Source organism: Anaerocolumna chitinilytica, from assembly GCF_014218355.1.
GTDB lineage: Bacteria > Bacillota > Clostridia > Lachnospirales > Lachnospiraceae > Anaerocolumna > Anaerocolumna chitinilytica.
The window spans coordinates 3,339,279-3,365,305 of sequence record NZ_AP023368.1; the positions used below are offsets into that span (position 1 = coordinate 3,339,279).

The window sequence follows — 26,027 nt, forward strand, 5'->3', positions numbered from 1 at the left end:
ACACTTTAAAAAACTTTTAAACCTATCTGCCTTAATTACGAAGTAGTTATATATGATATTGTTTACTGGATATTAATTATCTAGATATTGTTTACACGTTATCATTTTCTTGCTTATTTGAAATTAATACTTTGATGTAGTTTACTTAATATTTACCTTGATATTTCTTATTTGATATTTTTTATTTGATATTTTTTATTTGATATTTCTTATTTGATATTTCTTATTTGATATTTCTTACTTGATAATAATACTTGATATTTCTTATTGAAATTAATATTTTGATATTTCTTACTTGATATTATCAATTTGATAATATCATTATGTCTTATATTCCTTCTTTTGTCAACTGTCTCATATCTTTAAAATACTGTTTTATGTCCATCGTTGATGTCCAGCTGACGAAAAGATTCCTCTCTCATATAAGAAGCCCTATAGCTTTTACCCTATAGAGCTCCAGAAATCCATATATTTTACTGTAACATTGACATTCTCTCTCCAACTACCTGCCAGTCGATATTATCCATAAACCGATCGATATATTCTGCTTTATTATCAGCATATTGCAAGAAATAAGCGTGTTCGTACATATCCAGAACCAGAAGCGGTATTGACATTGCCATATACCCATCGTCATGAGTATCCAGACTGTCATTGCGGAAGGAATCAGACCTAGGATCATAGCAAAGGATTGCCCAGCCTCTGCTGGCTTTGGCTGTAGCAACAAATTGATCTTTCCAGTTATCAAAACTTCCGTAGTCTCTGGATAGCATCTGGGTTATCATCGTGCTTGGTGTATTATTCGTAGACCCTATATTTTCAAAATATAATTCATGAAGAATTACACCGTTTAGGGCATATGTCTCTCCTCGTTTAATACCTCTGAATTCACTATATGTCGCATTGGCCTCTTTTACACCTGTGTTATCTTTTAAAAGAGCATCGATCTCGTTCATCTTGTTAATGTATCCTTCATATAGCCGCATATGTACGTCAAATTGTTCCTGGTTAATTACTGTAACATCATCCGAATATTCAAAGTTTAACTTTACGAATTTCATTCCATCCTCCATTATTCCTACTACATATTATTCCATTACTTAAATATACGCAGAAAAATTTCAATTAGTATTATATTATTTATTTTAGATAAACTTCATGAAAAGATACTTCCTATTCTTCTAATCAAGCTTTTTGATACCTCAATTGATTGTAAGTTCTGGAGAATATTATCTTATAGTTCAGAATGTTGTACCCTAACAAAAAGAGACTGTCAGGTGTTTTTGAAGATACAAAAGTCTATAAATCAGCTTTTATTCCAACAAGCCTGAGCAGTCTCATTTCTGCTGTTACTATTCAATTAACAAACTACTGCATTTTCTTATTTTAAAATAATCCTATAATATTACCATCTTCATTTACATCTATCTGCTCAGCAGCCGGTACCAAAGGAAGTCCAGGCATGGTAACAACGGTACCTGTTATTGCAACTACAAAACCTGCACCTGCCGATAAATAAACTTCTCTGATATTGATATTAAACCCTTCAGGTCTTCCAAGCTTTGCAGGGTCATCAGAAAGAGAATACTGATTTTTAGCCATGCAAACCGGAACCTGGCCATAGCCCATCTCTTCTATTTTCCTCAGTGTCTTCTCAGCCTGTGAATCATAAGTAACAGAAACAGCTCCATAAATATCCTTTGCCACTGTCTCAATTTTCTCTTTTAAGGAGAGTGAAAGGGGATAAAGGGGAGCAAAGTTACTTCTCTTTGTATCAAGCATTTCAATTACTTTATCCGCTAAGGCAAGACCGCCTTCGCCACCCTTCTCCCAAACCTCGGAAATGGCAAACTCACAGCCTCTTTCTTCACAGAACTCCTTTACAAACTGAAGCTCTTCTTCGGTATCCGAAGAAAAACGGTTCAGCGTTACGACTACCGGAACCTGAAATTTCTGGAGATTCTCTATATGCTTTTCCAGATTAACGATTCCCTTCTTAAGTGCTGATAGATCAGCTTGTCCAAGTTCCTTCTTTGGCATACCACCGTTATATTTTAAGGCCCGCACAGTTGCTACCAGAACAACTCCATCAGGTTTTAAACCTGCGCTGACACACTTGATATCAAAGAATTTCTCAGCTCCGAGGTCAGCTCCAAAGCCGGCTTCCGTAACTACAATATCCGCCAGCTTCAAGGCTGTTTTCGTTGCTCTTACACTGTTACAGCCATGGGCAATATTTGCAAAAGGACCACCATGTACAATAGCAGGAGTATTCTCAAGAGTCTGAATCAGATTCGGTTTTATAGCATCTTTTAAAAGGGCTGCCATAGAGCCTACTGCCTTTAGATCTTGTGCTGTAACTGGTTTTCCATCATAAGAATAAGCTACTATTATTCTGGACAGTCTTGCTTTTAAGTCTTCCATATCATCTGCAAGACAGAGAATTGCCATAATTTCTGAAGCAACGGTTATGATAAAATGATCTTCTCTTACCACTCCGTCTATTTTTTTGCCAAGACCAATGACAATATTACGCAGTGCACGGTCATTCATATCAAGGCATCTCTTCCACACAATCTGGTTCGTATCAATATTCAGCTGATTTCCCTGATGAATATGATTATCGAGCATTGCTGCCAAAAGATTATTTGCGGAAGTAATCGCATGAAAATCTCCGGTAAAATGAAGGTTTAAATCCTCCATAGGAACTACCTGTGAATATCCGCCGCCAGATGCACCGCCCTTCACACCAAAACAAGGCCCAAGGGAAGGCTCTCTTAAGGCAATAACAGCTTTTTTCTCTCTTAAAGCCAGTGCTTGTCCAAGACCAACGGTGGTCGTTGTTTTTCCTTCTCCTGCCGGTGTGGGATTAATTGCTGTTACTAATATTAACTTACCGTCTTTCTTATCCTTTACCTTATCCCACAATTCATCTGAAAGCTTTGCTTTGTATTTACCATAATAATCCAAATCATCATCCGAAATATCAAGCAGTTTAGCAACCTCTCTGATATGTTTCATTGATGCTTTTCTTGCAATCTCTATATCCGTTAACATCCTATCATAGCCTCCTGTTAGCTTTTGTATCTATTATATACCAATTTCCTGTAAGAAAGATAGTACTTCATTCATTATAATTACAGATTACTTTTATTAATATTATTTATTTTGACCAAATCGCTGAACTAGGGTTATAATAATTTCTAGATCCAACTAAGGAGGAAAACCAATGAATGACACAATATTATTTGATCTGGACGGAACGCTGCTTAATACCTTAGAGGATATTGCAGACGGTGTAAATCATGCTTTACGAAAAATGAATTATCCGGAGAGAACCCTTGATGAGGTCAGGCAGTTTGTCGGTAATGGAGTTGCTATGCTGATAAAGCGTGCGGTACCGGAGGGCACCTCCGAAGAACTGATAAACACCTGCCTTCAGTTTAATAAAGAATATTATTCCACACACGTAAACGAAAAGACTAGACCCTATGAGGGTATCATGACATTACTAAAAGAACTTAAGGATAAAGGATATAAAGTAGGTGTCGTTTCCAATAAATATGACAGTGCTGTTAAGGATTTATGTCACCTTTATTTTTCTGATTATGTAACTGTGGCTGTAGGTAACCGGACAGGAGTTCCTACAAAACCTGCACCGGATTGCGTATATTCAGCAGTTCAGGAACTAGGTTCCGATCTCGGTAATACTGTCTTTGTAGGTGATTCCGATGTGGATGTGCATACCGCACACAATGCAGGCTTACCCTGTATCGGTGTTGCCTGGGGATTTCGCGGCAGAGCCTTTTTAGAAAGTGCAGGTGCTGATATGGTAATTGATAATCCCACGGAACTTCTTCCTGTATTAGCATCTGATGATATCATTAAAAAGCACTAATTTCAGCGTAGAAAATACCCAAAAATACTGTATTAATAAGAAATACTGCATTAATAAGAAATACAATCCAAGGGACAGTTCTTGGTCATGTCCCTTGGTGTTTCCCACAAATGAGAGCAGAATAATTTTTTTATATTAGGGCACTAACCGATTCATATCTCTGGGAAACAGCGCTGCTTCCCTGACATTATTCTTACCCAACAGGCTCATAGTGAATCTCTCCACTCCCATTCCTAGTCCTCCATGGGGAGCAATCCCATACTTATGAAGCATTAAATAACTTTCAAATGCCTCAGGGTTCATGCCTCTTGCCACCATCTTTTCGACCTGTGCATGATAATCATGAATACGCTGTCCCCCTGTAGTAACCTCTATTCCTCGAAACAACAAGTCAAAGCTTTTGGTTACTTCCTTATTATTTTCCTCTTCCATAGCATAGAAAGGTCTCTTAGCCGTTGGATAATGAGTAACAAAGATAAATTCACTGCCGGTTTTCTCTTTTACTAACTGGCATAGCAGTCGTTCTTCTTCCGGCTCAAAATCATAGAAGTCTGCTATTTCTCTGTTAAACTCCTTTTGTATCCATTCTTTTGCTTCTTGAAAGGATATGGCAGGAATTTCTTCTACAACAGGAAGTGATACCGAAAGCAGTTCCAGTTCCTCTTTGTAATTATCCTTAAGATACGCCATTGAATACTGAAGCATTGCAGTTTCTGTCTCCATAATGTCATAGAAACTGTTGATATAGCCCATTTCCAGATCCAATCCCATATATTCATTGAGGTGCCTTGCTGTATCATGCTTTTCCGCTCGGTAAACAGCACCGACTTCAAATACTCTGTCATAAACACCTACCATCATTTGTTTAAAGGCTTGAGGACTTTGGGCAAGATAGGCTTCTTTTCCGAAATACTCAAGGCTGAACATGTTCGCACCTCCTTCCACTCCTGCAAATACAATCTTTGGTGTGTGTATCTCTGTGAATTTCTGATTCCTTAGAAATTCTCTTGCTCCATTTATAAATCCTTCCTGTATTTTAAATACCGCTCTTTCTTTATGATTTCTAAGAGTAACAGGACGGTAATCCAGTTTTGTTTCAAGTGATGCTTTTACCTCTTTGTTATTGATAACTACCGGCGATTCAGCTGCCGGCTGGGAGAGAATCTCTACCTCAAGTATATCAATCTCAAAGCCTGCACGAGCCCTTTCTTCTTTTCGTACCATTCCCTTAATTCGTACACAGGCATTTTCACAAAGTTCTTCATAAGAACATTTACTGGTATCCAAAACACATTGAATAAGATTTCTTGCCGTTCTGATTATTACAAATGAAAAACCGCTCATTTTTCTTATCTTATAAACCGCTCCGGTAAATTCCGCAATACTGCCTAATTTTTCTCTTAATTCTTTTTCTTCTATTACTTCTATCGTTTTACCAACAATATTATTCATACAAACCTCCATAGGATGCGCTTTAGCGTATATTCAGATTAAAAGTGATAATTGTTCTTTCATTTTCACACTAATGTTTTCAAATTTACAGCCCTGCCATTTAAACGGCTGCAGGATAGGACTGAGAATTTCCCAGTCGTTTATTAATACAATTCTCAATATTTCACGCGCCATATCTTTTCCAGCATAATCTGTATGCTGCATATTATCACCCCCTTAAGCAAAAAACCACCCGGATATTATATTAAAATACAATACCCAGGTGGCTTTTTGTTCTGATGATATAAGAATCCTGCCTCCATAGGTACAAGCCAAATAAGCGCTTATACCTATGGTTCTCCATAGCTATAAGCGCCGCCTATCATCGTCCCTATTCATGAAGGAAGGCTTAAAAGGATTCATAATTCTACCTCATCTTAGTGATAATAAATTATTTTTGATATCTTACCATAAAGCATTCAATTTGTCAAAGTGAACTTTATACCGGTTTATGTGATTTTGCAAATCAGCCCGGGACCAAGTTCACTAACAAACTTTTGTTTCATAAATAATTTCCTTTATGTGTCTCGCATAAGCTCCTGCAACATTAAAACCGGTAACACTTTCCATCCCCCCAAAAAAGGCATTGGAATTCACCTCACATACAACCGGTTCCCCAGATTCTCCAAATAACAGATCAATGCCGCAATAATCCAGTTTCAAGATGTCTGCTACTTTCTCAGAAATTTCTTTAAAAGACGGTGGTAAGTCAAACACTTCCGCCCTTCCTCCCAATTCTATATTGGACCGAAAATCCGTATCTGATATCCGCTTCATACTGCAAGCTACTTTGCCACCGATAACAATTACTCTTGCATCTTTTCCCTCACTGGAGTTTATCATTTTTTGAAACAAATGCTCTTTACATTTTACTTTTTCCATGTTTAATAATAATTCATCCCGGTTTTCTGCTCTGAACACTCCTGATCCAAGCGAACCATAGCATTCCTTTATAATACACGGATAACCAAGTCTTTGCTCAATCATTTCAATTCTCTTCATTACCTCCTGTAAAGACGCATCTTTATTATAGCAAAGTAATCCCGGAATAGTATCGGGCATTTTAATCCCTTTATCTGATAGTGCTATATGTGTCATCATCTTATCATCACAGGTAAGAATCGCTTCATGTGAGTTAAACAGCCGCTTACCTGTTTTTTCAAGAAGTGCTGAAGTATATTTATCCTTATCCAAATATATTATAAAATCATAATCCTTAAGAAAGGAAGTACTGCTGCCGGAGATTATCATTGCTGTTTCAATGCTGCAGGGTTTTATATCACACTCTATACCCAGCACTTTTAATTCATCCTTTAAACGAACCGGTTGATGCATGGCAGACTTTAGTTTAGAAAATGCATTTACTAAAATCAGTCCTTTTTTATAATTCATTCATTTCATCTCCAAGTCTTATTAATAATATTCGTCCACATATTGTTCAAACTCTTCCAAAGACATTAATATCTTTCTTGGTTTCGTGCCTTCTTCCGGCCCCACCACACCGGCCTCTGCCAGCTGGTCCATAATTCTTGCAGCTCTGTTAAAGCCGATTTTATATACTCGTTGCAGCATTCCGATAGAGGCTTTATCCTTATCTATAATAAACTTACCGGCTTCTATAAAATAATCATCACGTTCGCTGCCTCCGCCACTTGCTGAACTACTCTCTCCCGATTGGGCATTTGCAATCTTACCGGCTACTTCTTCACTATATTCTGCTCCGTTATTGGTTTCTGCAAGGAAACGTACAACTTCGCTTACTTCCTTATCTGAGATAAATGCTCCTTGAACACGTACGGGCTTTGGATAACCGGAAGGAAAGAATAACATATCCCCTTTACCAAGCAGCTTCTCTGCGCCAGATCCGTCAATAATTGTCCTGGAATCAATAGCCGAAGATACAGAAAAAGCAATTCTGGAAGGAATGTTTGCCTTAATCAGACCGGTAATAACATTAACAGATGGTCTTTGGGTTGCAATTATAAGGTGAAGCCCTGCTGCACGAGCCATTTGAGCCAAACGGCAAATAGCATCCTCAACTTCTCCGGGTGCTACCATCATAAGGTCAGCAAGCTCGTCTACTATAATAACAATTTGAGGTAATTTCTGATATCGTTCATCCTGATATTCTGCCACAGTTGCTACCTTATCGTTATAACCCTTTACATCTCTCACCCCTAAATCTGCGAATTTCTTATAACGTTCCGTCATCTCCATGACAGCCCAGTTAAGCGCTGCAGATGCTTTCTTAGGGTCGGTTACAACCGGTATCAACAGATGGGGAATCCCATTGTATACACTTAACTCAACTACTTTTGGATCTACCATAATCATTTTTACATCTGATGGATTTGCTTTATATAAAATACTCATTATTAAAGTGTTTATACATACGGATTTACCGGAACCGGTAGCTCCTGCTATAAGAAGATGGGGCATCTTTGCAATATCAGTAACAATCGTTTGTCCGCCAATATCTTTTCCTACAGCAAAAGCAATATCTGATGCATGTCCTTTAAATTCCTTGCTGTCTATGAGTTCACGAAACAACACTGTTGCGTTATCCTTATTAGGAACTTCGATTCCTACCGCTGCTTTTCCAGGGATAGGAGCTTCAATACGAATATCCGCTGCTGCCAGATTAAGCTTGATATCATCGGCAAGACCGGTTATTCTGCTTACTTTAACGCCTTGCTCCGGCAGGAGTTCATATCTGGTTACAGACGGCCCGCAGCTTACATTGGTTACCGTAACACCAACCCCAAAGCTTTCCAGGGTCTTCTGGAGTTTGAGAGCTGTTTCTTTTAAATCCCGTTCAGAAACACCTTTTACATTCCCCTTTGGTTTTGCTAAAAGATCTAATGGTGGGAATACATATTCCTTTATCGGAGCCTGTTGGTTAAGATTCATCTCACTGGCTATATCTTCCCCACCATCTTCTTTGTCCTTCTTCTCTGGCTGTTGTTTTACATGGATATCCTTTGGCTCTTCTTCATAAAATACGCCATTTTCTTCTGCCGTATTTTCCACCTTAAAGTTCTCGGCTCTATCTATTTGTATCATATTATCCATATTGAATGCATTCTCGGGCTGTTCTTCGTCCTCTTTTAAGCCATTCTGGCTCTCCGGCTGAGTATTTATGTCAAAAGCCGAGGTGCTATTATTTACATCCGCAAACATACCGTCAGTAAAAGGCATGACCGAGATATCTTCTGCTTTCATAAATTCTGGTTCTGAAGCTCTGGCTTCCTGCAAAACAAATCCCATGTCGGCTTCCTGGATTGGAAAATCTTCCTTTATAGCTGGGGTTATTTCCTGCATTTCTACAGCTGCCTTACCCCCGTCTTTCTTCTTTTTCGAAGCTTTTCCTCTTTTTCCTGCTGCAGTATCTTCTGTATTTTGGTTTTCTACTACAGTCTCTTTCGTATCTACGCCATTTTCACTCTGGTCTTTATTCTTTTGAAAGGAAATGATTCTTGCTTTTCTTTTGGGTAAAACCTCTTCCTCATCGGACTGTTCGAAGGCTTCCTCCTGTCTTATTCGCTTCAATTCCTTCATTTGAAGAAGTGCTGCTTCGCTCTTTTGCCCAAGAGGTTTGAACAGAGATTTACCCGTAAAGAGAACGATTAGTACCGCCATTATTCCAAACAGTACAACATAACTGCCAACCAACCCAAATAAAGGTTTAATCAAACTGAGTAATAAACCACCAATAAGTCCTCCGCCATTTCTTTTATCCGCAGATGTCAAATAGACATCGATAAGCCTTGTGCCTTTCGGGAATCCGGTCTGAATTAATTGTATTATTGCAGCCAGAACAACTCCGCTTAATGCCGCTGTAATAATCTTGACGTAAGCCGTCTTATTACCTCTGTTTGCAATCCCAAATGCAACCGAAAAAAACAGAAAGAAAGGCAGCAAAAAGGCAAGGAAACCCACCATGCCAAATGTAAAGCTATTAATCCATTTCCCAACTATTCCGCTTAAATTAAAATTACTAAGTATCAGCAGCAGCGAAACTACAAGGCTGGTAACCAATGTAACCTCATCCCTGAACATATTATCCTTTTTCGCAGCTTTTCTTTTTCCTCTATGTACACTCTTTCTGCCATTTTGCCCTTTTGCAGTACTTGTCCTTTTTCTGGCAGAACTATTATTTTTTCCTTTTACGGCAGCCAAACCCAAACCCTCCCTAACTTAAAAATAGACCCGGAACTGTGCAGCTGTCTGCTGCTTTCCTGATCTTTTGACAGCCATTAAAAATGCCTTCATTTACAAATTATTTCCTGAAAGAAAATGTAGGACAATAGCATTTCCTATCTTATTCTTTCAGGAATTTACCATAATTTTATTATACCCTTAAACCCTATTCCTTGCAAGGAAAATTATTCCCCGGGGAATACTGGGGATTCAAATAATCCTGCATATCGGTGGACTGTATTCCTTCAATAATATAGTTATCTCCCTCTCGTCTGGTATATATTCTACCATGTTCTACACCAAATCCACTTCGTTCTACATCAGTCGTCTTTTCTCTGTTATCCTTCGACTTAATCAACGAATCTGTTCTATCAGTGTAGATTCTCTCCAGAGGTACTACGGTGTAGAGCATTCTTTCTCACCTCTTCCTGTCAGTTCGTATAATTTACCTAATGCTTCTTTAATTCCGCCTACTTCATCGATAATCCCATTCTCTACTGTTTCAATGCCTACCAATATAGAGCCTACATCTTTCGCAAGCTGGCTGGTGTTGTGCATCAGATTTTTTAACTTTTCCTTTTCAATTTTGGAATGAGTTGATACAAAATTCAAAATACGGTCCTGTATCTTTTCAAAATAATCGTAAGTCTGTGAAACCCCTATCACTGTGCCATTCATACGCACCGGATGTATAATCATGGTGGCAGTGGGAACGATAAAGCTGTATTTTGCTGACACTGCCAAAGGCACACCGATAGAATGACTTCCTCCTAATACTAATGAAACGGTCGGTTTACTTAAAGATGCTATCATCTCTGCAATTGCAAGTCCCGCTTCCACATCTCCTCCTACCGTATTTATAAGAATCAAGAGTCCGTCAATATCTGAACTATCTTCAATCGCGGCAAGCTGTGGTAAGACATGTTCATACTTCGTTGTTTTATTATGCTGGGGCAGGCATTCGTGTCCTTCAATTTCTCCTATAATAGAAAGCAGGTGAATCTTAGATTTTCTTTCTTCATTAACCAGAGTTGTTTGTCCGAATTCCCTGATCTTACCATCATCTAACTCTACCTTTTCCTTTTCTTCCTTTTCTCTCTCAAGCTTGGCTTCGTCTTTACTCATGGCATCTCCTTACATCTATTTCGTATTTCTTTTATCCTTTATATGCCAGTTTATGGCTGTTCACGTCTTCACATATTGTCATCGTGATAAGTTTTAATATTCCCAAATCAAAGTTAAAATATCATGAAACCTTAACATAAAAAAGATTAACCATATTTTTGTATGGTTAATCTTTTTTTGTATTATCAATATTATAAGTTAATTCATATAAATTAATTTGTATTTCATTTTAAGTCTCATTTTTCATTTTAAAAAGTTTTGAGTGCCTGATTAACTCTGCTCTATTTCGTATGTAGGGAACAAGTCGTAACGTTATCGGAGCCAAAATATCTTGTGGTTTCCCATAGTTCTCTTTGCTTTTACAATCAACAGCAGTCATTAGTTTTATCAGTTCCGCTTCGGAAGGCAATTTATCAAGAACGCCGGCAATTAAAGGTCGTTTACTGCCATGTTCCCATTCATTCGTTAATTCAAAGGATTCCTCTAACCCTGTATCTGGGATTTCATCCCGACTACTTTTCCTTCTAAAATTCACCTCTAATAAATTATACGCTATCCCGTCATATGGTATTGCTTTGTAGATTCCGTTTCTTATAGAACTTTTGATTTTATGACAGGTATGTATTGCCATCATTAAACCCAATGAGAACTTTTCTCCATGATTAACCTCTGAACTTGTGCTGTTCATTTCCATGTCCTCCAAACCAGAAATCTGGGACAACATGCGGCCTTCAAATTTTGAACTATCAATCATCTGCATGGTAACACCTGATAGCAATAAGGCATACATTAATTTCTCATAAGCTTCTTTCGTACCAGTTTCCTTCGTACCTGCTTCCTTCGTACCGGCTTCCTGCAAAGCTCCCTTTAAGTTATTGATACTTATGCATACATCCTTTAACGCAGTCATTTCCATTTCGCAAACCCGGTTACAGATATACTCACCAGTTACCATATGGGATATCTCCCAATCTGTAAGAGCCGTATATTTACCAAGCATAGCGGATATCCCTGCTGCAGTAAGCTTATAGGGAGCTTTTGCAAAAATTAACGTATCTGCGAGAACGAAAACCGGTGAAACTCCCGGTAATACTTTCTTAAATCCATTCCAATTTATTACGGATACCGGAGAAGCATAAGTGTTACAACTGGCGGCCGTAGGAACCGAAACGAAAGGAATACAAAATTCTTTCGCAAGATACCTGCTGATTTCATGTATCGTGCAGGAACCTGCTGCAATGAGCAGTCTTGGATTATCAGAAGCCAATATCCCTTTTTTAGCCAAAGCAAGCCCAATATTATCCGCCCTAAGACCATTGGCCGGAAGTATTACAAATTCAGATCCCGGCAGAAGGATTTCGATTTGCTTTCCTGCTGCCTGGTATGTATTGGTATCACAGATAACAACAATGCTGCTATTTGGACCTTTATGTATATTCTTTATTTTATCAGGAAGTTTTCTTAATGCATTTTCTTCAATTAGTATATCCTTTACAAATATCTCATGGGTTCTGCCGCAAGTACAAGTTCCACGAAATCTGCTTAAGTCTATTTGCACGGTATACCCTCCCTTTTCTTATACAGAAAAACGGAGCCACAGCCTGTAATACACTCTATTATCGCTAAGATAAAAGGGTAATTACATATTCAATCTTCTTTATAAAAGTTGCATAAGCCATACGCTCCGTTAAAAACACTATATTTTATTATATTAATGAATCCGTGTCCTGTTCCTTAAATTTCATGAATATTTTTAATCTTTCCTTAATAGGAGCAGGTCTATTGTAAAAGTCCTTCTTTATCAATGCCTTCTAAGTTCCCTACCAGGGAAATACTAACATTTTCTTTCACTAAATATTTGGCTGCAAACTGTTTGATTTCTTCTCTGGTTACAGCATTCACCTTCTCGATAATTTCTTCTAAAGGTATAATATATCCTCGGAAAAGCATTGCCTTTCCATTGCTGTTCATACGATTCTTTGCAGTCTCATCGCCCAGTATAAGTTCCGTTTTTATCTGCTCCTTACACATCGAGAGTTCTTCATCCGTAATCCCGTTCTCTTTGATATCATCAATAATCTGAAAAATATTATTTATGACTGGTTTTAATTGAGAAGGATTCATAGCACCGTATATATGAAAAAGTCCTGCTTTGGAATATGAGCTTCCATAGGAATATATTGTATAGGTTAAACCAAGGTTTTCTCTGATTTCCTGAAATAATCTGGAATTTATACTTCCGCCGAACACTGAATTCAGAACAGTAAGTATATATTTTTCACTTGCATCTGATTGAATCGATTCATAAGCCATATTCAGATGGAGCTGCTCCACGTCTTTGTCTTTTACATAGAATGTAGATTCATAAGTAGGTGCGGGGGCTATTACTGATTTTTCACCGGATGGTATCTTACTGAAATTCAGCTCTAACCGTTCCATAATTTCATCTTCCTTATAATTACCCGCTACAGATATCACCATATTCTGAGTTACATAGTGCTTTTTCATAAATTCCACTACTTCCGCTCTGGTGATATTTTTTACTGTTTCTTTCGACCCTGAAATCTGATACCCCAGAGGATGCTTGTCCCAGACTTTCATCTGAAGCATTTCATGAACCAGATCCTCCGGTGAATCATCATACATATCAATTTCTTCTATGATAACCCCCTTTTCCTTTTGAAATGAGTTTTCTTCAAAAAGAGAGTTATTAAACATATCTCCTAATATATCAATTGCAATAGGTAGATGCTCGTCCAAGGTTACCGCATAAAAGGATGTACATTCCTTACTGGTATAGGCATTAATATCTCCTCCTATTTTAGCCATTTCATCTGCAATCTGCTTTGCACTCCTGTTTTCTGTTCCTTTAAAGAGCATATGCTCAATTATATGTGAAATCCCGTTATTCTTAGCATTCTCATTGGAAGAACCTACCTTAACCCATATCCCTAATGCCGCACTTCTTAGATATGGCATTGCTTCCAATACAACAGTTATTCCATTGGATAATTTCCTGGTATTTACCATTAATTTCAACCTTTCTGATAATCGATAAATTCAATTGTATCATCATTGCAGTTATTATACAACAGTGAAAAATCCAATGTGTTTATTTATTTACATTATTTGTATTTTTAATCTTTTCTTTCATATTGTGTAATGCTAATACTGAACAAAATCCTTGTCAAAGTTTACTTCTGTCACACCATTGAATTCCGCCAGATGATACGCTGCACCTTTTACACCTTCCTGATACTTATCCCAATTCCTGCCTTCTTCCAGCCATATCCGCTTTACGTCCAGCGCTTTTTTCTTACGGTTTAATATAAATTCACCTCTGCCAATAATATCGTCGTCAGATAAGATAGGAAGCACATAATGCCCATATTTCCGTTTATCAAGGGGGGTATAGATCTCCCATTTATAATCAAAATCAAAGAGACTTTGAATAAGCTTTCTATCCCAGAGCATATTGTCAAGTGGTGCCAATAATTCTGTTCTTTCAGTACAGGATTCCTTCGCACTACTTAATAACTTAATATCCTCTTTCATACAATACAAGGGATCCTTTATCTCTTCTACATTTAGCTTAACTATTTTACCTTTTTCCAATAACTCACCAAATATTTTCTCCCTGTCCGAGGCCTTAAGATTCTTGATACCTAGCCAGGCATCGGAAGGCTTATTCCAAAGCAGTCCCACACCGGATATTCTTCTTAATACTCTCCATTTATAATGATCATAATCTTCCTTTAAAGGGTCCCTGCGTTTATATTCTTTCCCCAAATACTCTTTTGCAGGTGCATAATACTTATTCGAGCCCTTTTTATGATGGATAATCAATTCTCCGGCAAAATAAAGATTCTCAAGAGCGATTCTTGATAAGCTGGTATTCATTCCCCAATACCAATCAACGCTCTCCCCTGTCTTTATATCCTTTGAACTGATTGGACCAACTTCTTTCATCTTCTTTAGAATAACCGGTGCAAGTGCATTGACTTCCCTTTGAAACCAGGCATTTTCAGCCATACGCTTTCTTGTTCTTTCAAAGTATCGAAAATCTTCTGTTAAAAATATGGAAAGGTTCTTATCAAAATAATCTATCAGTACGCGGTCCTGATATAACAGTTTATATAACATTTCTTTTTGAAAACCCTTAATTCTTGACTGCAGTACCAGCTCTGGATTCTTACCGCATACGTCAACAGGGTCAAACTGAATACAGCCTGCCTGCTTAATATAAGAAGTAATTCCTTCCTCTCCGTGAAAACGGTGTTCCCCAAGGAGGCCTTGTTTCATCAGCAGCAACCTTCTTGCTTCTTTTCTGGATAGATAATATTGCTTCATATATTCTCCCTTTCCTCTTCCATTGTCTTTTTATCAGCTTTATTCGTTACATATTATCAGCTTTATTCGTTACATACAAAAGCTTGTCCTAAAATCAGTAGAACAGCTGTTCCAATAAGAACATCTGTTCTTTTACAAATTATAATACCTATGGCAGTATTTTACAAGCCCAATTTTCTTCAACCCGATATCTTAATGAGGGTCCTTTTGTACAGTATCCTAACTAGTAAAGAAGTGAATACGAACAGATTGTTCTATTAATTATCAAGTTAGATTCCTATATCATAAAACTATAATCCTGAATAATGTCTATCTATGTCAAAAAAGCAGCCTGTTGATTCTGTACATATGGTAAATAAACCATGTGTCGCAAGAATTAATAGACTGCTTCTTTTTATCAAACAATTATTAAATTGTTAACTGCTTATCACTTAACATCCTTTATACTAAAGCTGATTCTGCCCATTTTATCTTTACCAAGGCATACAACCTTAACAACATCTCCAAGAGTAAGAACATCCTCTACTTTATCAATTCTCTCCTTAGAAATCTTGGAAATGTGAACCATACCTTCTTTGCCCGGTGCAAATTCAATAAAAGCTCCAAATTCTTTGATACTAACAACTTTACCTTCGAAAATCTGTCCTTCTTCAAAGTCTGCAACGATTGTCTGTATCAACTTAATTGCTTTCTGAATGCTGTCAGAATCAACACCACATACGGATACGGCACCGTCATCGGTAATGTCAATCTTAACACCGGTCTGGTCAATAATAGCATTAATCGTTTTTCCTCTTTGTCCAACAACATCACCAATCTTGGCAGGATCGATCTTAATCTGAACAATCTTAGGTGAATAAGGTCCAACTTCAGAACGAGGACTGCTGATACAAGGTGCCATAATATCATCCAGAATATAGGTTCTTGCTTCTTTTGTACGTCTGATAGCCTTCTCAATAATCTCTCTTGTCAAACCATGAATCTTAATATCCATCTGTATTGCAGTAATACCTTTATGGGTTCCGGCTACTTTAAAGTCCATATCCCCAAAGAAATCTTCAAGACCTTGAATATCGGTAAGGATAATGTAGTCATCATCTGATTCACCGGTAACAAGACCTACGGAAATACCTGCTACCATGCTCTTAATAGGAACACCTGCTGCCATAAGAGAAAGTGTTGAAGCACAGATACTTCCCTGAGAAGTGGAGCCATTGGATTCTAATACTTCGGATACGGTACGGATTGCATAAGGGAACTCTTCTTCGCTTGGCAATACCGGAACTAACGCTCTCTCTGCCAAAGCGCCATGTCCTATCTCTCTTCTTCCCGGTCCTCTGGAAGGTTTTGTCTCACCTACAGAGTAGGAAGGGAAGTTATAATGGTGCATATAACGTTTCGTCTTCTCATTTTCATCAATTCCGTCTAACTTCTGAATTTCTGCAAGAGCACCTAATGTTGTTATGGTAAGAACCTGTGTCTGTCCTCTGGTAAACATAGCGGAGCCATGAGTTCTTGGAAGAATATCAACTTCTGCTGCCAGATGTCTTATCTGTGTAATTTCACGGCCATCAGGACGTTTATGATCCTTTAGAATCATCTTACGTACGGTTTTCTTCTCGAATTTATATATTGCTTCACCAAGTAACGGTATCCATTCCGGATGTGTTTCCTGGTAACGCTCTGTAAGCTTATCGGTAATTTCACGGATATTGCCTTCTCTTACCTGCTTCACATCGGTAAAAACTGCTTCTTCCATTGCCTCAGGAGTAATGAAAGCCACCATATCTGCATAGAGCTCTTCCGGTGTATCACATTTAATATAAGCGTGTTTCTCTTTACCGCAGTCAGCAACGATTGTCTCAATAAAAGCAATAACTTTCTGGTTTAATTCATGAGCTGCAAAAATTGCTTCAATCATCTTATCTTCCGGTAATTCATAAGCACCGGCTTCAATCATGATAACTTTTTCTTTTGTAGAAGCTACGGTTAAGCTTAACGTAGACTTTTCTCTTTGTGCACTGGTCGGATTAAAGACAAGTTCACCATCAACCATACCAACCATAGTTGAAGCTGTCGGTCCGTCAAAGGGAATATCGGATATTGCCGTTGCGATAGCGGAACCAAGCATAGCGGTAAGCTCAGGGCTACAGTCCTGGTCCACACACATTACAAGATTATTAAGGGTTACATCATTTCTGTAATCCTTGGGAAAAAGAGGTCTCATGGGCCTGTCGATGACACGTGAGGTAAGAATTGCATTTTCAGAAGCTTTTCCTTCCCTTTTGATAAAACCTCCGGGAATTTTTCCTACTGCATATAATTTTTCTTCATATTCAACGCTTAACGGGAAAAAGTCTATTCCCTCTCTTGGTTTGTCAGATGCTGTTGCTGTTGATAAAACAACGGTATCACCGTAGTGCATAAATGCTGCACCATTTGCCTGAGCTGCCACTCTGCCTACATCAACGGTAAGTGTTCTTCCGGCAAGCTCCATGGAAAAACTTTTGTACATGAATTATACTCCTTTATTGATAAATTTGCCAAAGATGCCGAAACTACTGAAAAATCCACCGAATCAAAAGCCGATGCCCTTTTCAGAAGTCTCGGAGACGATCTCTGGCATGTTGGCATAAAAAACCTGCTTCGTCATATTATAGCACTTATAAGTTTAAATTACTACTAAATTTTTCATGTGCCAAGGTCTATATATATAAGAAGAATTATAAATCCAAATTCTTATTATTAGTGTTTCCCATGTACAGAAAAATATTGTATAATATCAACATAAATACATAATAAAGAGCACTTCTTTGTTGAAAAAACAAAAAACTGTTTTTTTAGCTTCAGATTCAGGAATATTTAATCAAAGATTGAATATTCACACGGAGGTTTGTATGAAAAATAAGACTATTCATAAAAATAATATTATTAAAGTAATACGCTATATTTCCCTTGGTGTTTTTCTGGTATCTGCTGTTTACTTAGGGTATGAACTGATACTACGACCATATATTTCCCAAAAAGCGGTTACCGAAGCCAGGAACCTTTATGAAGCATCAAAAGAAGAAATCGAAAAGGAAGAATTAAAGAATGGAACTAAAAGTGCTGACAGTTCCATAACCCCTTCGGCAGAGGCTGCTTCCTCTGACTCAGCAATCTCTGCTTCTGACAGCAGTTCCCCAGCCGATTCCGACAGCCTTTATGATAAGGAGGGCCGCCTGAAAGAATTTTCTGCACTGCTCTCCATTAACAGTGATGTAAAGGGTTGGCTTACCATTGACGGTACAAACATTGATTATCCTGTGCTTCAATCCAGCAAAGAGGACCCGGAATACTACCTGCACAGAAATATCAACCGGCAGACAGACAAGGCCGGCAGTATCTTTTTGGATGTAAACTCCTCTGTTGAGAATAACACAAGAAATATGGTATTGTATGGTCATAACATGAAGTCCTCTGACAACATGTTCCATTATCTTATTAAATACAATGATATTGATTATTATAGGCAGCACTCCGTTATTACCTTTAATACCCTCTATCAGAAAGGCCAGTGGAAGATATTTTCGATCTTCAAAGCCGATGCTGATATAAATGATGATTTCTTTAACTTTACCAGGGCTGATTTTCAGGATGATGCTGATTTTCTGGACTTCTTGTACCAGCTTAGAGTCCGTTCCATCTATAATCTTCCCGTCGATCTAAATGAAAAGGATCAGATTATTACCCTCTCCACCTGTTCCTATGAACTTGACAATTACAGGACAATCATTGTGGCTAGAAAAGTCAGGGAGAATGAAGACCCTCAGGTTCCGGTAGAAAATGCGGCAAAGAATCCTTCTATTCTCTATCCTGCCAGCTGGTATAAGAATTACGGAGGAACTGCCCCAAAGACTTCTTCTTTCAAAGAAGCATTAGAGGCAGGTCAGATTGATTGGTACCGTAAACCTTAAGGTATGAAGTACCCTCTTTATTTTTCAACATACAATATACCCAGGGTCTTAGGGCCGCAATGACTGGAAATAACCGCTCCGGCTTGGGTTACATAAATATTTTTAAATACATTAAGCTTTTCTATTTCCTGATACAGGCTCTCCACAATTTCATCATCACAACCGGAATGAGTTATAAATATCCGCTCTGGATCCGCCTCTAATAGTTCCGGAATAAGATCCTTAAAATAACTTAGTAGAGCCTTATGATTTGTACCTCTGTACTTTTTATCAACACCCATTATCCCATGTTTAACGGCAATCATAGGTTTTAGCTGCAATACATTTCCAAAGAGTGCCGCGACGGAGGAACATCTTCCGCCCATATGCAGATAGGTAAGAGTATCCACTACAAAACTGGCTCTCACCTTCTCGCTCATAGTTTCTGTAATATATGCTTTTATATCCTGAATATTATAACCTTCAAGGGCCATTTCAGCAGCTTTTAATATCTGCAATCCAATTCCGGTAGAGAGATTCTGTGAATTTATAATATGTATGTTCTTATAATCCAGATATTCTCCTGCCAGACGCACCACGTTGCAGGAGGAAGACATCTCCTCCGATATGCCAAAGAACAGGATATCCATGTTATTCTTTACAAAGGGTGATAATATCTCCACAGCTCCTTCTAGGGAAGGTGCCGCTGTCTTTGGCAAGCTGTTTTCCCTTTCCGCCCAAGTAAATATCTCTTCTTTTTTTATGTTCACTCCATCCAGATATGTATTTTCACCCATAATAACACATAAAGGCAAAATTGTTATATCGTATTTTTCCAGAAGTTCTTTTGATAGATCACAGGTACTGTCAGCTATAATCTTAATCATAATGCCTATCCTTTCACATTCCGTTCTATCATGTTTCATTTTTATTTTTTACTTTGCTTATAAATATAGAAACACTAGCAAAAACAGCACAAACTAGTTAGTTTTATGCTGCTTTCACAAATTCAATATTTATCATCTAATCTCTATAATATCACATATACTTATTATTTTACAAGAAAAAAACTCCCTAGGAAAGGGCTGCAAAATTAGTTAAGATAAACTAATAAAAATATGGTTTGATGCTGCATTAACATAGATGAATACGAAACTTAACATTGACATTATGTATTTAGTAGAGTAAAATTAGCGCGAATTGGTAATATCAGTAATTTTTCAATTTTATTATTACCTCTGCTATAAAGCATATGATATTATTAATAAATATAAAGCAACTATTATTGGATTTATTTAAGGGGGGAGAAAATGATATGAAGAAGGTCTTATTAATCCTATTTCTTGCCGTAATACTGCTGTGCTCATGCAGTAAGAAAGCAGATAGTAATTATCCTGAATTCCCCAAAACAAAATGGGGCATGAGCATGAAAGAAACATTGGACGCATACAAGATAAGCAAAAAGGATACCAGTTATTTTGAAGAAGGTTTAGGGTTTACACTTAAAGGATATAAATTATTCGGTGAAAAGACTTCTGAGATCATCTTTAGTTTCATAGATTTAAAAGATGGAAATCCGGTGCTTTGTGCGGTGAATGTAACCTATCCCGACAATACGGATATGAATAATGTATTGAAAAAAATGCAAAAAGCATATGGCAAAACAATATCTAATGTTACTATCTATGATCAATATCAAGTAATAGAAGGTATAATACCAGTGAGAGAATACTCTGAATCCGAACACTTGAAATTTTGGGCTGATGAACCTGTAATCAAATATCTGCCTGAAAAAGAAAATGAAAATTACAGAGACCATTGGGAACCTTTTCAGCCCGGATTGACTGCTGAGAATTGGGATACATTTACTCAAAATGCAAGGATGGTTACAGTGGTTTGGTCGGATAACGGCGAATTTCCTTCCTTAGAAAAGAATTCCTTAACATTTAAGGCCTATAACCTCATTGTTTATAACTCCTTAAAGAATCGGCTATCCAATCAGAAATGAAGCATCTCATAGTTTTCTTTCTGCATTTGTTTCTTTATGTCGTTTTGAAAACATGTTGTGACGTAGAATACTGCCCTATACTGCGGTATTCTGCGTCGTATTTTAGAATGAATCCTTAATTATTCAAACCGTATATTATAAAAAACATTGAAAATGAAAGTAACCATAGAATTTTCATGTGTTAATCACGTGGTTGAACTATCACCTGGGTCTGTTTATAGTTTCGTGTAAACCCATTTTACAGCATATCTTATTTGGGGCTTAATTATAATACACAAAAGCCAATGAAATGCAGTCAAGGCAAGGGTTCCAGCCTTTACGGCATTTCATGGGTTTATTAAAATAATTAAGGCTCCAAAATATCTAAAACACAGAATTTGAAACGGTCTCTATCACCTTTTACTGTATATGAAAATTAACCTTCAAATTAATCGTTATATTCTCCAGGAACTTCTCCGGATCATCTTTGTATTCCAGCCATAAACTTTTGTTTCGGTATCCGGTCATTCGGTAAAGATTCAAATAGTCCAACTTTTCGTTTATACAGATTGCCGTTATTGTCTTTTGTATATTTTTCTTGACGTAGTCATTGCATTCCTCTTCAATTTTTTTAATATCTTCGTTTCTAGCCTCATCTTCCTTTTTGGCAAGCCCTTTCTGTATTGAGGCGTTCCCTTCAATAATCATATTAAGATATGGCTTCCCGTCTGCATTACGAAATTCCATTGTTCTTGTGATTCGGTTAATCTTTAATACGTACTTGGGAAGTTCATCTTCATTTGTTTCCGGAAGATAAAGAATCTTATTCTTTCCGAAACCGGAAGCAAAATAGATAAAATCACTCTCCTTCTCCGTGGCATGCAGCTGCACTGTTCCTGCGGAGTAAATACCAATGCCTGAGACTCTCATTTTCGTCTCTTCGGCACGCAGCATTGGAATGACAATATTCATATTTCCTTCGTTTCTGGCAAGGATCAGGTCCCCGGCATCAATTTCTTTAATACCGTTATTTTTTAGATTGATACGGCTTAACTGGGCCAGAAAATCCCCGATACCCCCTTCAATATTGCTGTTCAGGTCCATTATTTCCTTGGCTGTATTTTCCGCCAGGAATATCGGAGTGTTTCTTCCAAATTCATACTTATTTTCCACATAAGTTAGGAAGGCATCCATTTTCTCTTTATCTTTTGCAATTCCGTTCCCCAGTATGACGGCTTTTAGCTGGCTGAAATCAAGTCTCTTATTATTCTCAAGTCCATAATCTTGTTCAATTTCCGTGAAATCCTTATCCGAAAAAGACAGTTTTAATTTCTTTGGGTCTTCCGCTCCTTGTTCTGTCAGAGCCTGGAGGTCAGGCAGGATATAATAAACCTTGATCATGTCTTTCCCCTCCGTATCAATCCCCACAGCCTGAATAAAATTCTTGTCTTCTATCTCTGTCATATCACTACAGCCGGTTAAGGTGAATGCACCCGCCGTTATTACAATGGCAAACATGGTATTGATAATTGCCTTTTTATTTATAAATTTCTTAAGTTTACCGGTGCAAGCCACCAGGAATGGAAGAATCAGTGACTGGGGCATTCCGATATACATCATATATTTTTTGAAAAAATAATAAAACTGCTCCGTATCAATGGGTATTACCGCCACTCCAAAAGCAAGCAAAATAAAGGGTACCAGCAGATAATTCCTGCTTGATAATTTTAATACATGTCCCGAAATATACGTCAGGTAATAGAACAAGGCAGCAGTTAAGGTAAAAATACTTAGCAGCCATATGGATAGGATAAAGGCATCCTGCCTCTGTACAATCCCTCCCGGAATCTTTACCATCTGGAAGATATTTATGGCAGACCACAGCTTGTCTGCGGTTTCTTTTCTGCCTAACAGCCCCATTGTAACAATATACATTAGGATATCCAGGATTCCAGTTATGATAATTGCTCTGGCTGCATAGTTATATAAACGCTTTCCTTTACTCAGATCAGATTTCCGGTAATGAATCATTGGTGCTGCAAAAATCATCATTTCCAGGGCACTAAAGGTCAGTAGGACCAGATAACTGCCTGTTCCGATATCTTTTAGATTCTCTGTAAACAAAGGAGTTATATTCCCAGGGTCCACCTTACGTATACCAAGAAAGAGAAACAGGATAATTGGTATAATCACAAGAAAATAGATGATTTCCGTTATCCTTGCTCTAACCTCCATTCCCTTGGAAGCAGAATAAGCCGAAACTACCAGAAGGAACAGTATGATTATCCGGTTATCCGTATCCGCAAGTAAGGTCTGATTAATGACCTGTCCAAATAATTTAGCGGAAAATACGAGACAGAAAAAAAGCTTTATGATATAGGGTATCGCTACAAAAAAAGTTACGAATCTTCCAAAAGTATCATCACAAAAGTTTAAATATCTTCCGCCTGTCTGTTTGCATAAAGATAGTATCAAATATCCGTAGATAAAAGCATACAATGTTCCCAAACAGATGGCAAGCAAGCCGTCCCTTCCGGATGAGGCAGCTGCAATATTCGGAATGATTAAGCCCGAAATACTAAAAAGGTCGAACACCAAAAGCCTGGAAAATTGTCTTAAGGATATTCTGTCATTATCTGAAAACATTATGATTCTTCTCCCTTCTCATCTTCATCTGATGATTCTCCTTCTTTCTTTACCAGCTTGGTTCTTTCATCCTTTTCAGAATATAAAGGTCTTCTTCTGAGTTTCCTGAAAGGAAAACGTACTAATCCATCCTTTGTGTCCGTACCGTGATTAATACCTGAAGCAGCAAAAGGAACCATATAAGGCATTCCAAAACTTTTCAGACCGCCAAGGTGTATCAGCATACATGTTATTCCAATAATAAACCCGAACAATCCAAGAAAAGCAGATAAGGCCAATATGAAATAACGAATGATACGAAAAGCAGATGCAAAAGGTTCATTCGGCACCGTAAAAGCTGAAATAGCTGTCAATGCAATCACAATTACTACTATAGGACTTACGATATTGGCGGTCACTGCAGCTTGTCCAATAATAAGTCCTCCTACAACACCCAAGGTTCCGCCCATAGGTCCCGGCATTCGGACTCCCGCTTCCAATAACATCTGAAAACTGATTTCCATGATAATCACTTCAACTAGTACCGAGAAGGGCACTCCTCCTCTTGCCGCTGAAAAGGAAAGTGCCATAGCCGGTGATAGAAGTTCCGAATTAAAATTCAATACCGCCACGTAAAGCCCGGGTAGTGCTATGGTAATAAATGCAGCTACATAACGCAAAAGTCGAAGAAATGTGGCTACTTCCCACCTGGTATAGGCATCATCGGATGCCTGGAAAAAGGAATTTAGTGTGGTAGGAAGTATAGTCGCAACAGGAGAGTTATCTACCAGAACCACAACTCTTCCATCCAATAAGGCTGCAGCTGCCTTGTCCGGCCTTTCTGTCGATTGAAATTCCGGAAAAGGCGAATAGGTGTTGCGTTCCGTAAGCTGTTCTAACATACCGCTGTCTAATATGCCATCTATCTCATATTCACTTAATCGCCGTTCAATCTCAGCAACCACTTCCGGTTTTGCTACCCCATCCAGATAGCAGACAGCCACATCCGTAAGTGTTCTGGTTCCGATTTTGTATTGTTTCATCTTTAAATTTGTATCTTTGATTCTTCTTCTTAGAAGTACTCTGTTTATAAAGAATGCTTCACTGAAGCTTTCCTTGGAGCCTCTTACAGTAACCTCATTTTCGCTGGTAGGAACTCCTCTGTTAGGCGCTTTTCGCATAGAAACTCTAAGGGCCTTATCATAACCGTTGACTAGAATAACCGTATCCCCGGAGAGGATCTGGCCTACAAGTTCTGAAATAGTGGTAACCTCTACTAAGTCCACTGTCTGAATCCCTTGATTTTTAATATAGTCAAATTGTTCAGTTACCGGCATGTCCTTTAAATCCCGGAACAATTGCAGCAGAGTATTCATTTCCAGCAGCTCTTTGTCAATCATGTTATCAATATATATAATGAAAATATCAACCTGATTGATTCCGCCTACACTAAACTTCCGTTTTACTACGTCCGCACAATTTTCAAACAACGCGGAGAGGGTATCGATATTTTCATCCAGATTTTTTGAAAAAAGTGCTGTTATATGGTTTTTATCATCATGTAAAAGAGTCATAGAATCCTCCTAAAATCCATTGATTTTCATATATCTGGTATTATATCCAAAGAAACTTAGCTTTACTCATATCTACCAGAAAGAAATAATAGGCTAGAAAATCAGTCAGGTATAGAGTTTTTAACAATAAATCAAAAAAGAGAAACGGCAATAGTTTCATACCATTGCCGTTTCTCTCATTTTTTACTGTTTCCCTTTATGCAATTAATAAAATCAATTTTTAGATATCCAACCTAAGCTGTACCTCTTCTTCAGCTTCTAATTTAAAATCTTCCACCTTATCTGAGGTTATGATAGGCAAGTCCTCCAAGGAATGAATTCCGAAGCTTCGAAGGAATTCCTCCGTCGTTCCAAATAATATTGGTCTTCCGGGGGCATCCATTCTTCCCACCTCACCAACCAAATTATACTCAATCAATTTGTTGACAGCATGATCTGACTTCACCCCACGTATTGCCTCAATTTCTATTCTGGTAATCGGCTGTTTATAAGCAATAATGGACAATGTCTCTAAAAGTACATCCGTAAGGATATGTTTTTTGGGTATATGTGTAATTTTAATGAGAGATTCGTACAGTTCAGTCTTCGTACACATCTGATAAGAGTCTTCTAATTCAATAATACGAACTCCTCTTTCTTCCTTGTCATAATCATCCATCATGGAATGTAATATTCTCTTTACGGTGTCCTTATCATGTCCCAATGCAGCTGAAAGCCTTTCCAGTTCCACCGCTTCTCCCATAGTAAAAAGAATTGCTTCTATTGCTGCTTTAATCTGATTTATTTCCATATAAATGATCAAACCCTTTCTGCATTAGTGTAAGCTTTTTCATACTTCACCA

General features: G+C 37.8%; 19 protein-coding genes. 3 read left to right on the forward strand and 16 right to left on the reverse strand.

Features of this window, described 5'->3' with window-relative positions; all coding sequences use genetic code 11:
* Window positions 1-473: 473 nt before the first annotated feature.
* Complete coding sequence (locus bsdcttw_RS14620; RefSeq protein WP_185255588.1) at window positions 474-1,061, reverse strand: superoxide dismutase; 588 nt, start codon at window positions 1,059-1,061, stop codon at window positions 474-476.
* 325 nt (window positions 1,062-1,386) lie between these two features.
* Window positions 1,387-3,057: a formate--tetrahydrofolate ligase gene (locus bsdcttw_RS14625; protein ID WP_185255589.1), complete on the reverse strand. Its 1,671-nt coding sequence runs from the start codon at window positions 3,055-3,057 to the stop codon at window positions 1,387-1,389.
* A gap of 172 nt (window positions 3,058-3,229) precedes the next feature.
* On the opposite strand from bsdcttw_RS14625, the gene bsdcttw_RS14630 reads away from it, so the two are divergent.
* Window positions 3,230-3,898: an HAD family hydrolase gene (locus bsdcttw_RS14630; RefSeq protein WP_185255590.1), complete on the forward strand. Its 669-nt coding sequence runs from the start codon at window positions 3,230-3,232 to the stop codon at window positions 3,896-3,898.
* Window positions 3,899-4,033: 135 nt separating this feature from the next.
* Here bsdcttw_RS14630 and aspS read toward each other — a convergent pair whose 3' ends face one another.
* The 10 genes from aspS to bsdcttw_RS14680 all read right to left on the reverse strand — a co-directional run bounded on the left by aspS (window position 4,034) and on the right by bsdcttw_RS14680 (window position 17,579).
* Window positions 4,034-5,350, reverse strand: a complete 1,317-nt coding sequence (gene aspS / locus bsdcttw_RS14635) for an aspartate--tRNA(Asn) ligase (protein ID WP_185255591.1) — start codon at window positions 5,348-5,350, stop codon at window positions 4,034-4,036.
* Between the two features lie 33 nt (window positions 5,351-5,383).
* Entirely contained in the window at window positions 5,384-5,554 is a 171-nt protein-coding gene (locus bsdcttw_RS14640) for a hypothetical protein (RefSeq protein ID WP_185255592.1), read from the reverse strand.
* Between the two features lie 321 nt (window positions 5,555-5,875).
* Window positions 5,876-6,781: an ATP-grasp domain-containing protein gene (locus bsdcttw_RS14645; RefSeq protein WP_185255593.1), complete on the reverse strand. Its 906-nt coding sequence runs from the start codon at window positions 6,779-6,781 to the stop codon at window positions 5,876-5,878.
* Between the two features lie 21 nt (window positions 6,782-6,802).
* A complete protein-coding gene (locus bsdcttw_RS14650; RefSeq protein ID WP_225903670.1) occupies window positions 6,803-9,568 on the reverse strand; it encodes a DNA translocase FtsK in 2,766 nt (921 codons plus the stop codon).
* A gap of 187 nt (window positions 9,569-9,755) precedes the next feature.
* Window positions 9,756-10,001 (reverse strand): YlzJ-like family protein, encoded by a 246-nt coding sequence (locus bsdcttw_RS14655; protein WP_185255594.1) that lies wholly within the window; start codon window positions 9,999-10,001, stop codon window positions 9,756-9,758.
* Window positions 9,986-10,714, reverse strand: coding sequence for a ClpP family protease (locus bsdcttw_RS14660; protein WP_185255595.1), 729 nt, complete (start codon window positions 10,712-10,714; stop codon window positions 9,986-9,988). Before bsdcttw_RS14660 ends, bsdcttw_RS14655 begins: the two co-directional genes overlap by 16 nt.
* Window positions 10,715-10,943: 229 nt before the next feature.
* Complete coding sequence (locus bsdcttw_RS14665) at window positions 10,944-12,272, reverse strand: iron-containing alcohol dehydrogenase (RefSeq protein ID WP_185255596.1); 1,329 nt, start codon at window positions 12,270-12,272, stop codon at window positions 10,944-10,946.
* Window positions 12,273-12,493: 221 nt separating this feature from the next.
* Entirely contained in the window at window positions 12,494-13,744 is a 1,251-nt protein-coding gene (locus bsdcttw_RS14670) for a M16 family metallopeptidase (RefSeq protein ID WP_185255597.1), read from the reverse strand.
* A 135-nt stretch (window positions 13,745-13,879) separates the two neighbouring features.
* Window positions 13,880-15,064, reverse strand: a complete 1,185-nt coding sequence (locus bsdcttw_RS14675; RefSeq protein WP_185255598.1) for a DNA glycosylase AlkZ-like family protein — start codon at window positions 15,062-15,064, stop codon at window positions 13,880-13,882.
* A gap of 427 nt (window positions 15,065-15,491) precedes the next feature.
* A complete protein-coding gene (locus bsdcttw_RS14680) occupies window positions 15,492-17,579 on the reverse strand; it encodes a polyribonucleotide nucleotidyltransferase (RefSeq protein ID WP_185255599.1) in 2,088 nt (695 codons plus the stop codon).
* 382 nt (window positions 17,580-17,961) lie between these two features.
* On the opposite strand from bsdcttw_RS14680, the gene srtB reads away from it, so the two are divergent.
* Complete coding sequence (gene srtB / locus bsdcttw_RS14685) at window positions 17,962-19,020, forward strand: class B sortase (protein WP_185255600.1); 1,059 nt, start codon at window positions 17,962-17,964, stop codon at window positions 19,018-19,020.
* 17 nt (window positions 19,021-19,037) lie between these two features.
* On the opposite strand, the gene bsdcttw_RS14690 is transcribed toward srtB, so the two are convergent.
* A complete protein-coding gene (locus bsdcttw_RS14690) occupies window positions 19,038-19,886 on the reverse strand; it encodes a DegV family protein (RefSeq protein ID WP_185255601.1) in 849 nt (282 codons plus the stop codon).
* Window positions 19,887-20,314: 428 nt separating this feature from the next.
* Here bsdcttw_RS14690 and bsdcttw_RS14695 point away from each other — a divergent pair, with 428 nt between their 5' ends.
* On the forward strand, window positions 20,315-21,007 hold the full coding sequence (locus bsdcttw_RS14695) for a hypothetical protein (protein ID WP_185255602.1): 693 nt from the start codon (window positions 20,315-20,317) through the stop codon (window positions 21,005-21,007).
* Window positions 21,008-21,406: 399 nt separating this feature from the next.
* Here the strand turns inward: bsdcttw_RS14695 and bsdcttw_RS14700 are convergent, their stop codons facing one another.
* The 3 genes from bsdcttw_RS14700 to scpB all read right to left on the reverse strand — a co-directional run bounded on the left by bsdcttw_RS14700 (window position 21,407) and on the right by scpB (window position 25,975).
* Entirely contained in the window at window positions 21,407-23,632 is a 2,226-nt protein-coding gene (locus bsdcttw_RS14700; RefSeq protein WP_185255603.1) for an endospore germination permease, read from the reverse strand.
* On the reverse strand, window positions 23,632-25,185 hold the full coding sequence (locus tag bsdcttw_RS14705; protein WP_185255604.1) for a spore germination protein: 1,554 nt from the start codon (window positions 25,183-25,185) through the stop codon (window positions 23,632-23,634). The genes bsdcttw_RS14700 and bsdcttw_RS14705 overlap by 1 nt, the downstream gene beginning before the upstream one ends.
* Before the next feature lie 220 nt (window positions 25,186-25,405).
* The gene (gene scpB / locus bsdcttw_RS14710; RefSeq protein ID WP_185255605.1) at window positions 25,406-25,975 is read right to left on the reverse strand and encodes an SMC-Scp complex subunit ScpB; all 570 of its coding nucleotides are present in this window, start codon (window positions 25,973-25,975) and stop codon (window positions 25,406-25,408) included.
* Window positions 25,976-26,027: the final 52 nt, after the last annotated feature.

Bases quoted from the DNA above. Each gene is read 5' to 3' on its own strand.
- bsdcttw_RS14620 (WP_185255588.1), bottom strand. From the start codon at position 1,061: ATGAAATTCGTAAAGTTAAACTTTGAATATTCGGATGATGTTACAGTA.
- bsdcttw_RS14625 (WP_185255589.1), bottom strand. From the start codon at position 3,057: ATGTTAACGGATATAGAGATTGCAAGAAAAGCATCAATGAAACATATC.
- bsdcttw_RS14630 (WP_185255590.1), top strand. From the start codon at position 3,230: ATGAATGACACAATATTATTTGATCTGGACGGAACGCTGCTTAATACC.
- aspS (WP_185255591.1), bottom strand. From the start codon at position 5,350: ATGAATAATATTGTTGGTAAAACGATAGAAGTAATAGAAGAAAAAGAA.
- bsdcttw_RS14640 (WP_185255592.1), bottom strand. From the start codon at position 5,554: ATGCAGCATACAGATTATGCTGGAAAAGATATGGCGCGTGAAATATTG.
- bsdcttw_RS14645 (WP_185255593.1), bottom strand. From the start codon at position 6,781: ATGAATTATAAAAAAGGACTGATTTTAGTAAATGCATTTTCTAAACTA.
- bsdcttw_RS14655 (WP_185255594.1), bottom strand. From the start codon at position 10,001: ATGCTCTACACCGTAGTACCTCTGGAGAGAATCTACACTGATAGAACA.
- bsdcttw_RS14660 (WP_185255595.1), bottom strand. From the start codon at position 10,714: ATGAGTAAAGACGAAGCCAAGCTTGAGAGAGAAAAGGAAGAAAAGGAA.
- bsdcttw_RS14670 (WP_185255597.1), bottom strand. From the start codon at position 13,744: ATGGTAAATACCAGGAAATTATCCAATGGAATAACTGTTGTATTGGAA.
- bsdcttw_RS14675 (WP_185255598.1), bottom strand. From the start codon at position 15,064: ATGAAGCAATATTATCTATCCAGAAAAGAAGCAAGAAGGTTGCTGCTG.
- bsdcttw_RS14680 (WP_185255599.1), bottom strand. From the start codon at position 17,579: ATGTACAAAAGTTTTTCCATGGAGCTTGCCGGAAGAACACTTACCGTT.
- srtB (WP_185255600.1), top strand. From the start codon at position 17,962: ATGAAAAATAAGACTATTCATAAAAATAATATTATTAAAGTAATACGC.
- bsdcttw_RS14690 (WP_185255601.1), bottom strand. From the start codon at position 19,886: ATGATTAAGATTATAGCTGACAGTACCTGTGATCTATCAAAAGAACTT.
- bsdcttw_RS14695 (WP_185255602.1), top strand. From the start codon at position 20,315: ATGAAGAAGGTCTTATTAATCCTATTTCTTGCCGTAATACTGCTGTGC.
- bsdcttw_RS14700 (WP_185255603.1), bottom strand. From the start codon at position 23,632: ATGTTTTCAGATAATGACAGAATATCCTTAAGACAATTTTCCAGGCTT.
- bsdcttw_RS14705 (WP_185255604.1), bottom strand. From the start codon at position 25,185: ATGACTCTTTTACATGATGATAAAAACCATATAACAGCACTTTTTTCA.
- scpB (WP_185255605.1), bottom strand. From the start codon at position 25,975: ATGGAAATAAATCAGATTAAAGCAGCAATAGAAGCAATTCTTTTTACT.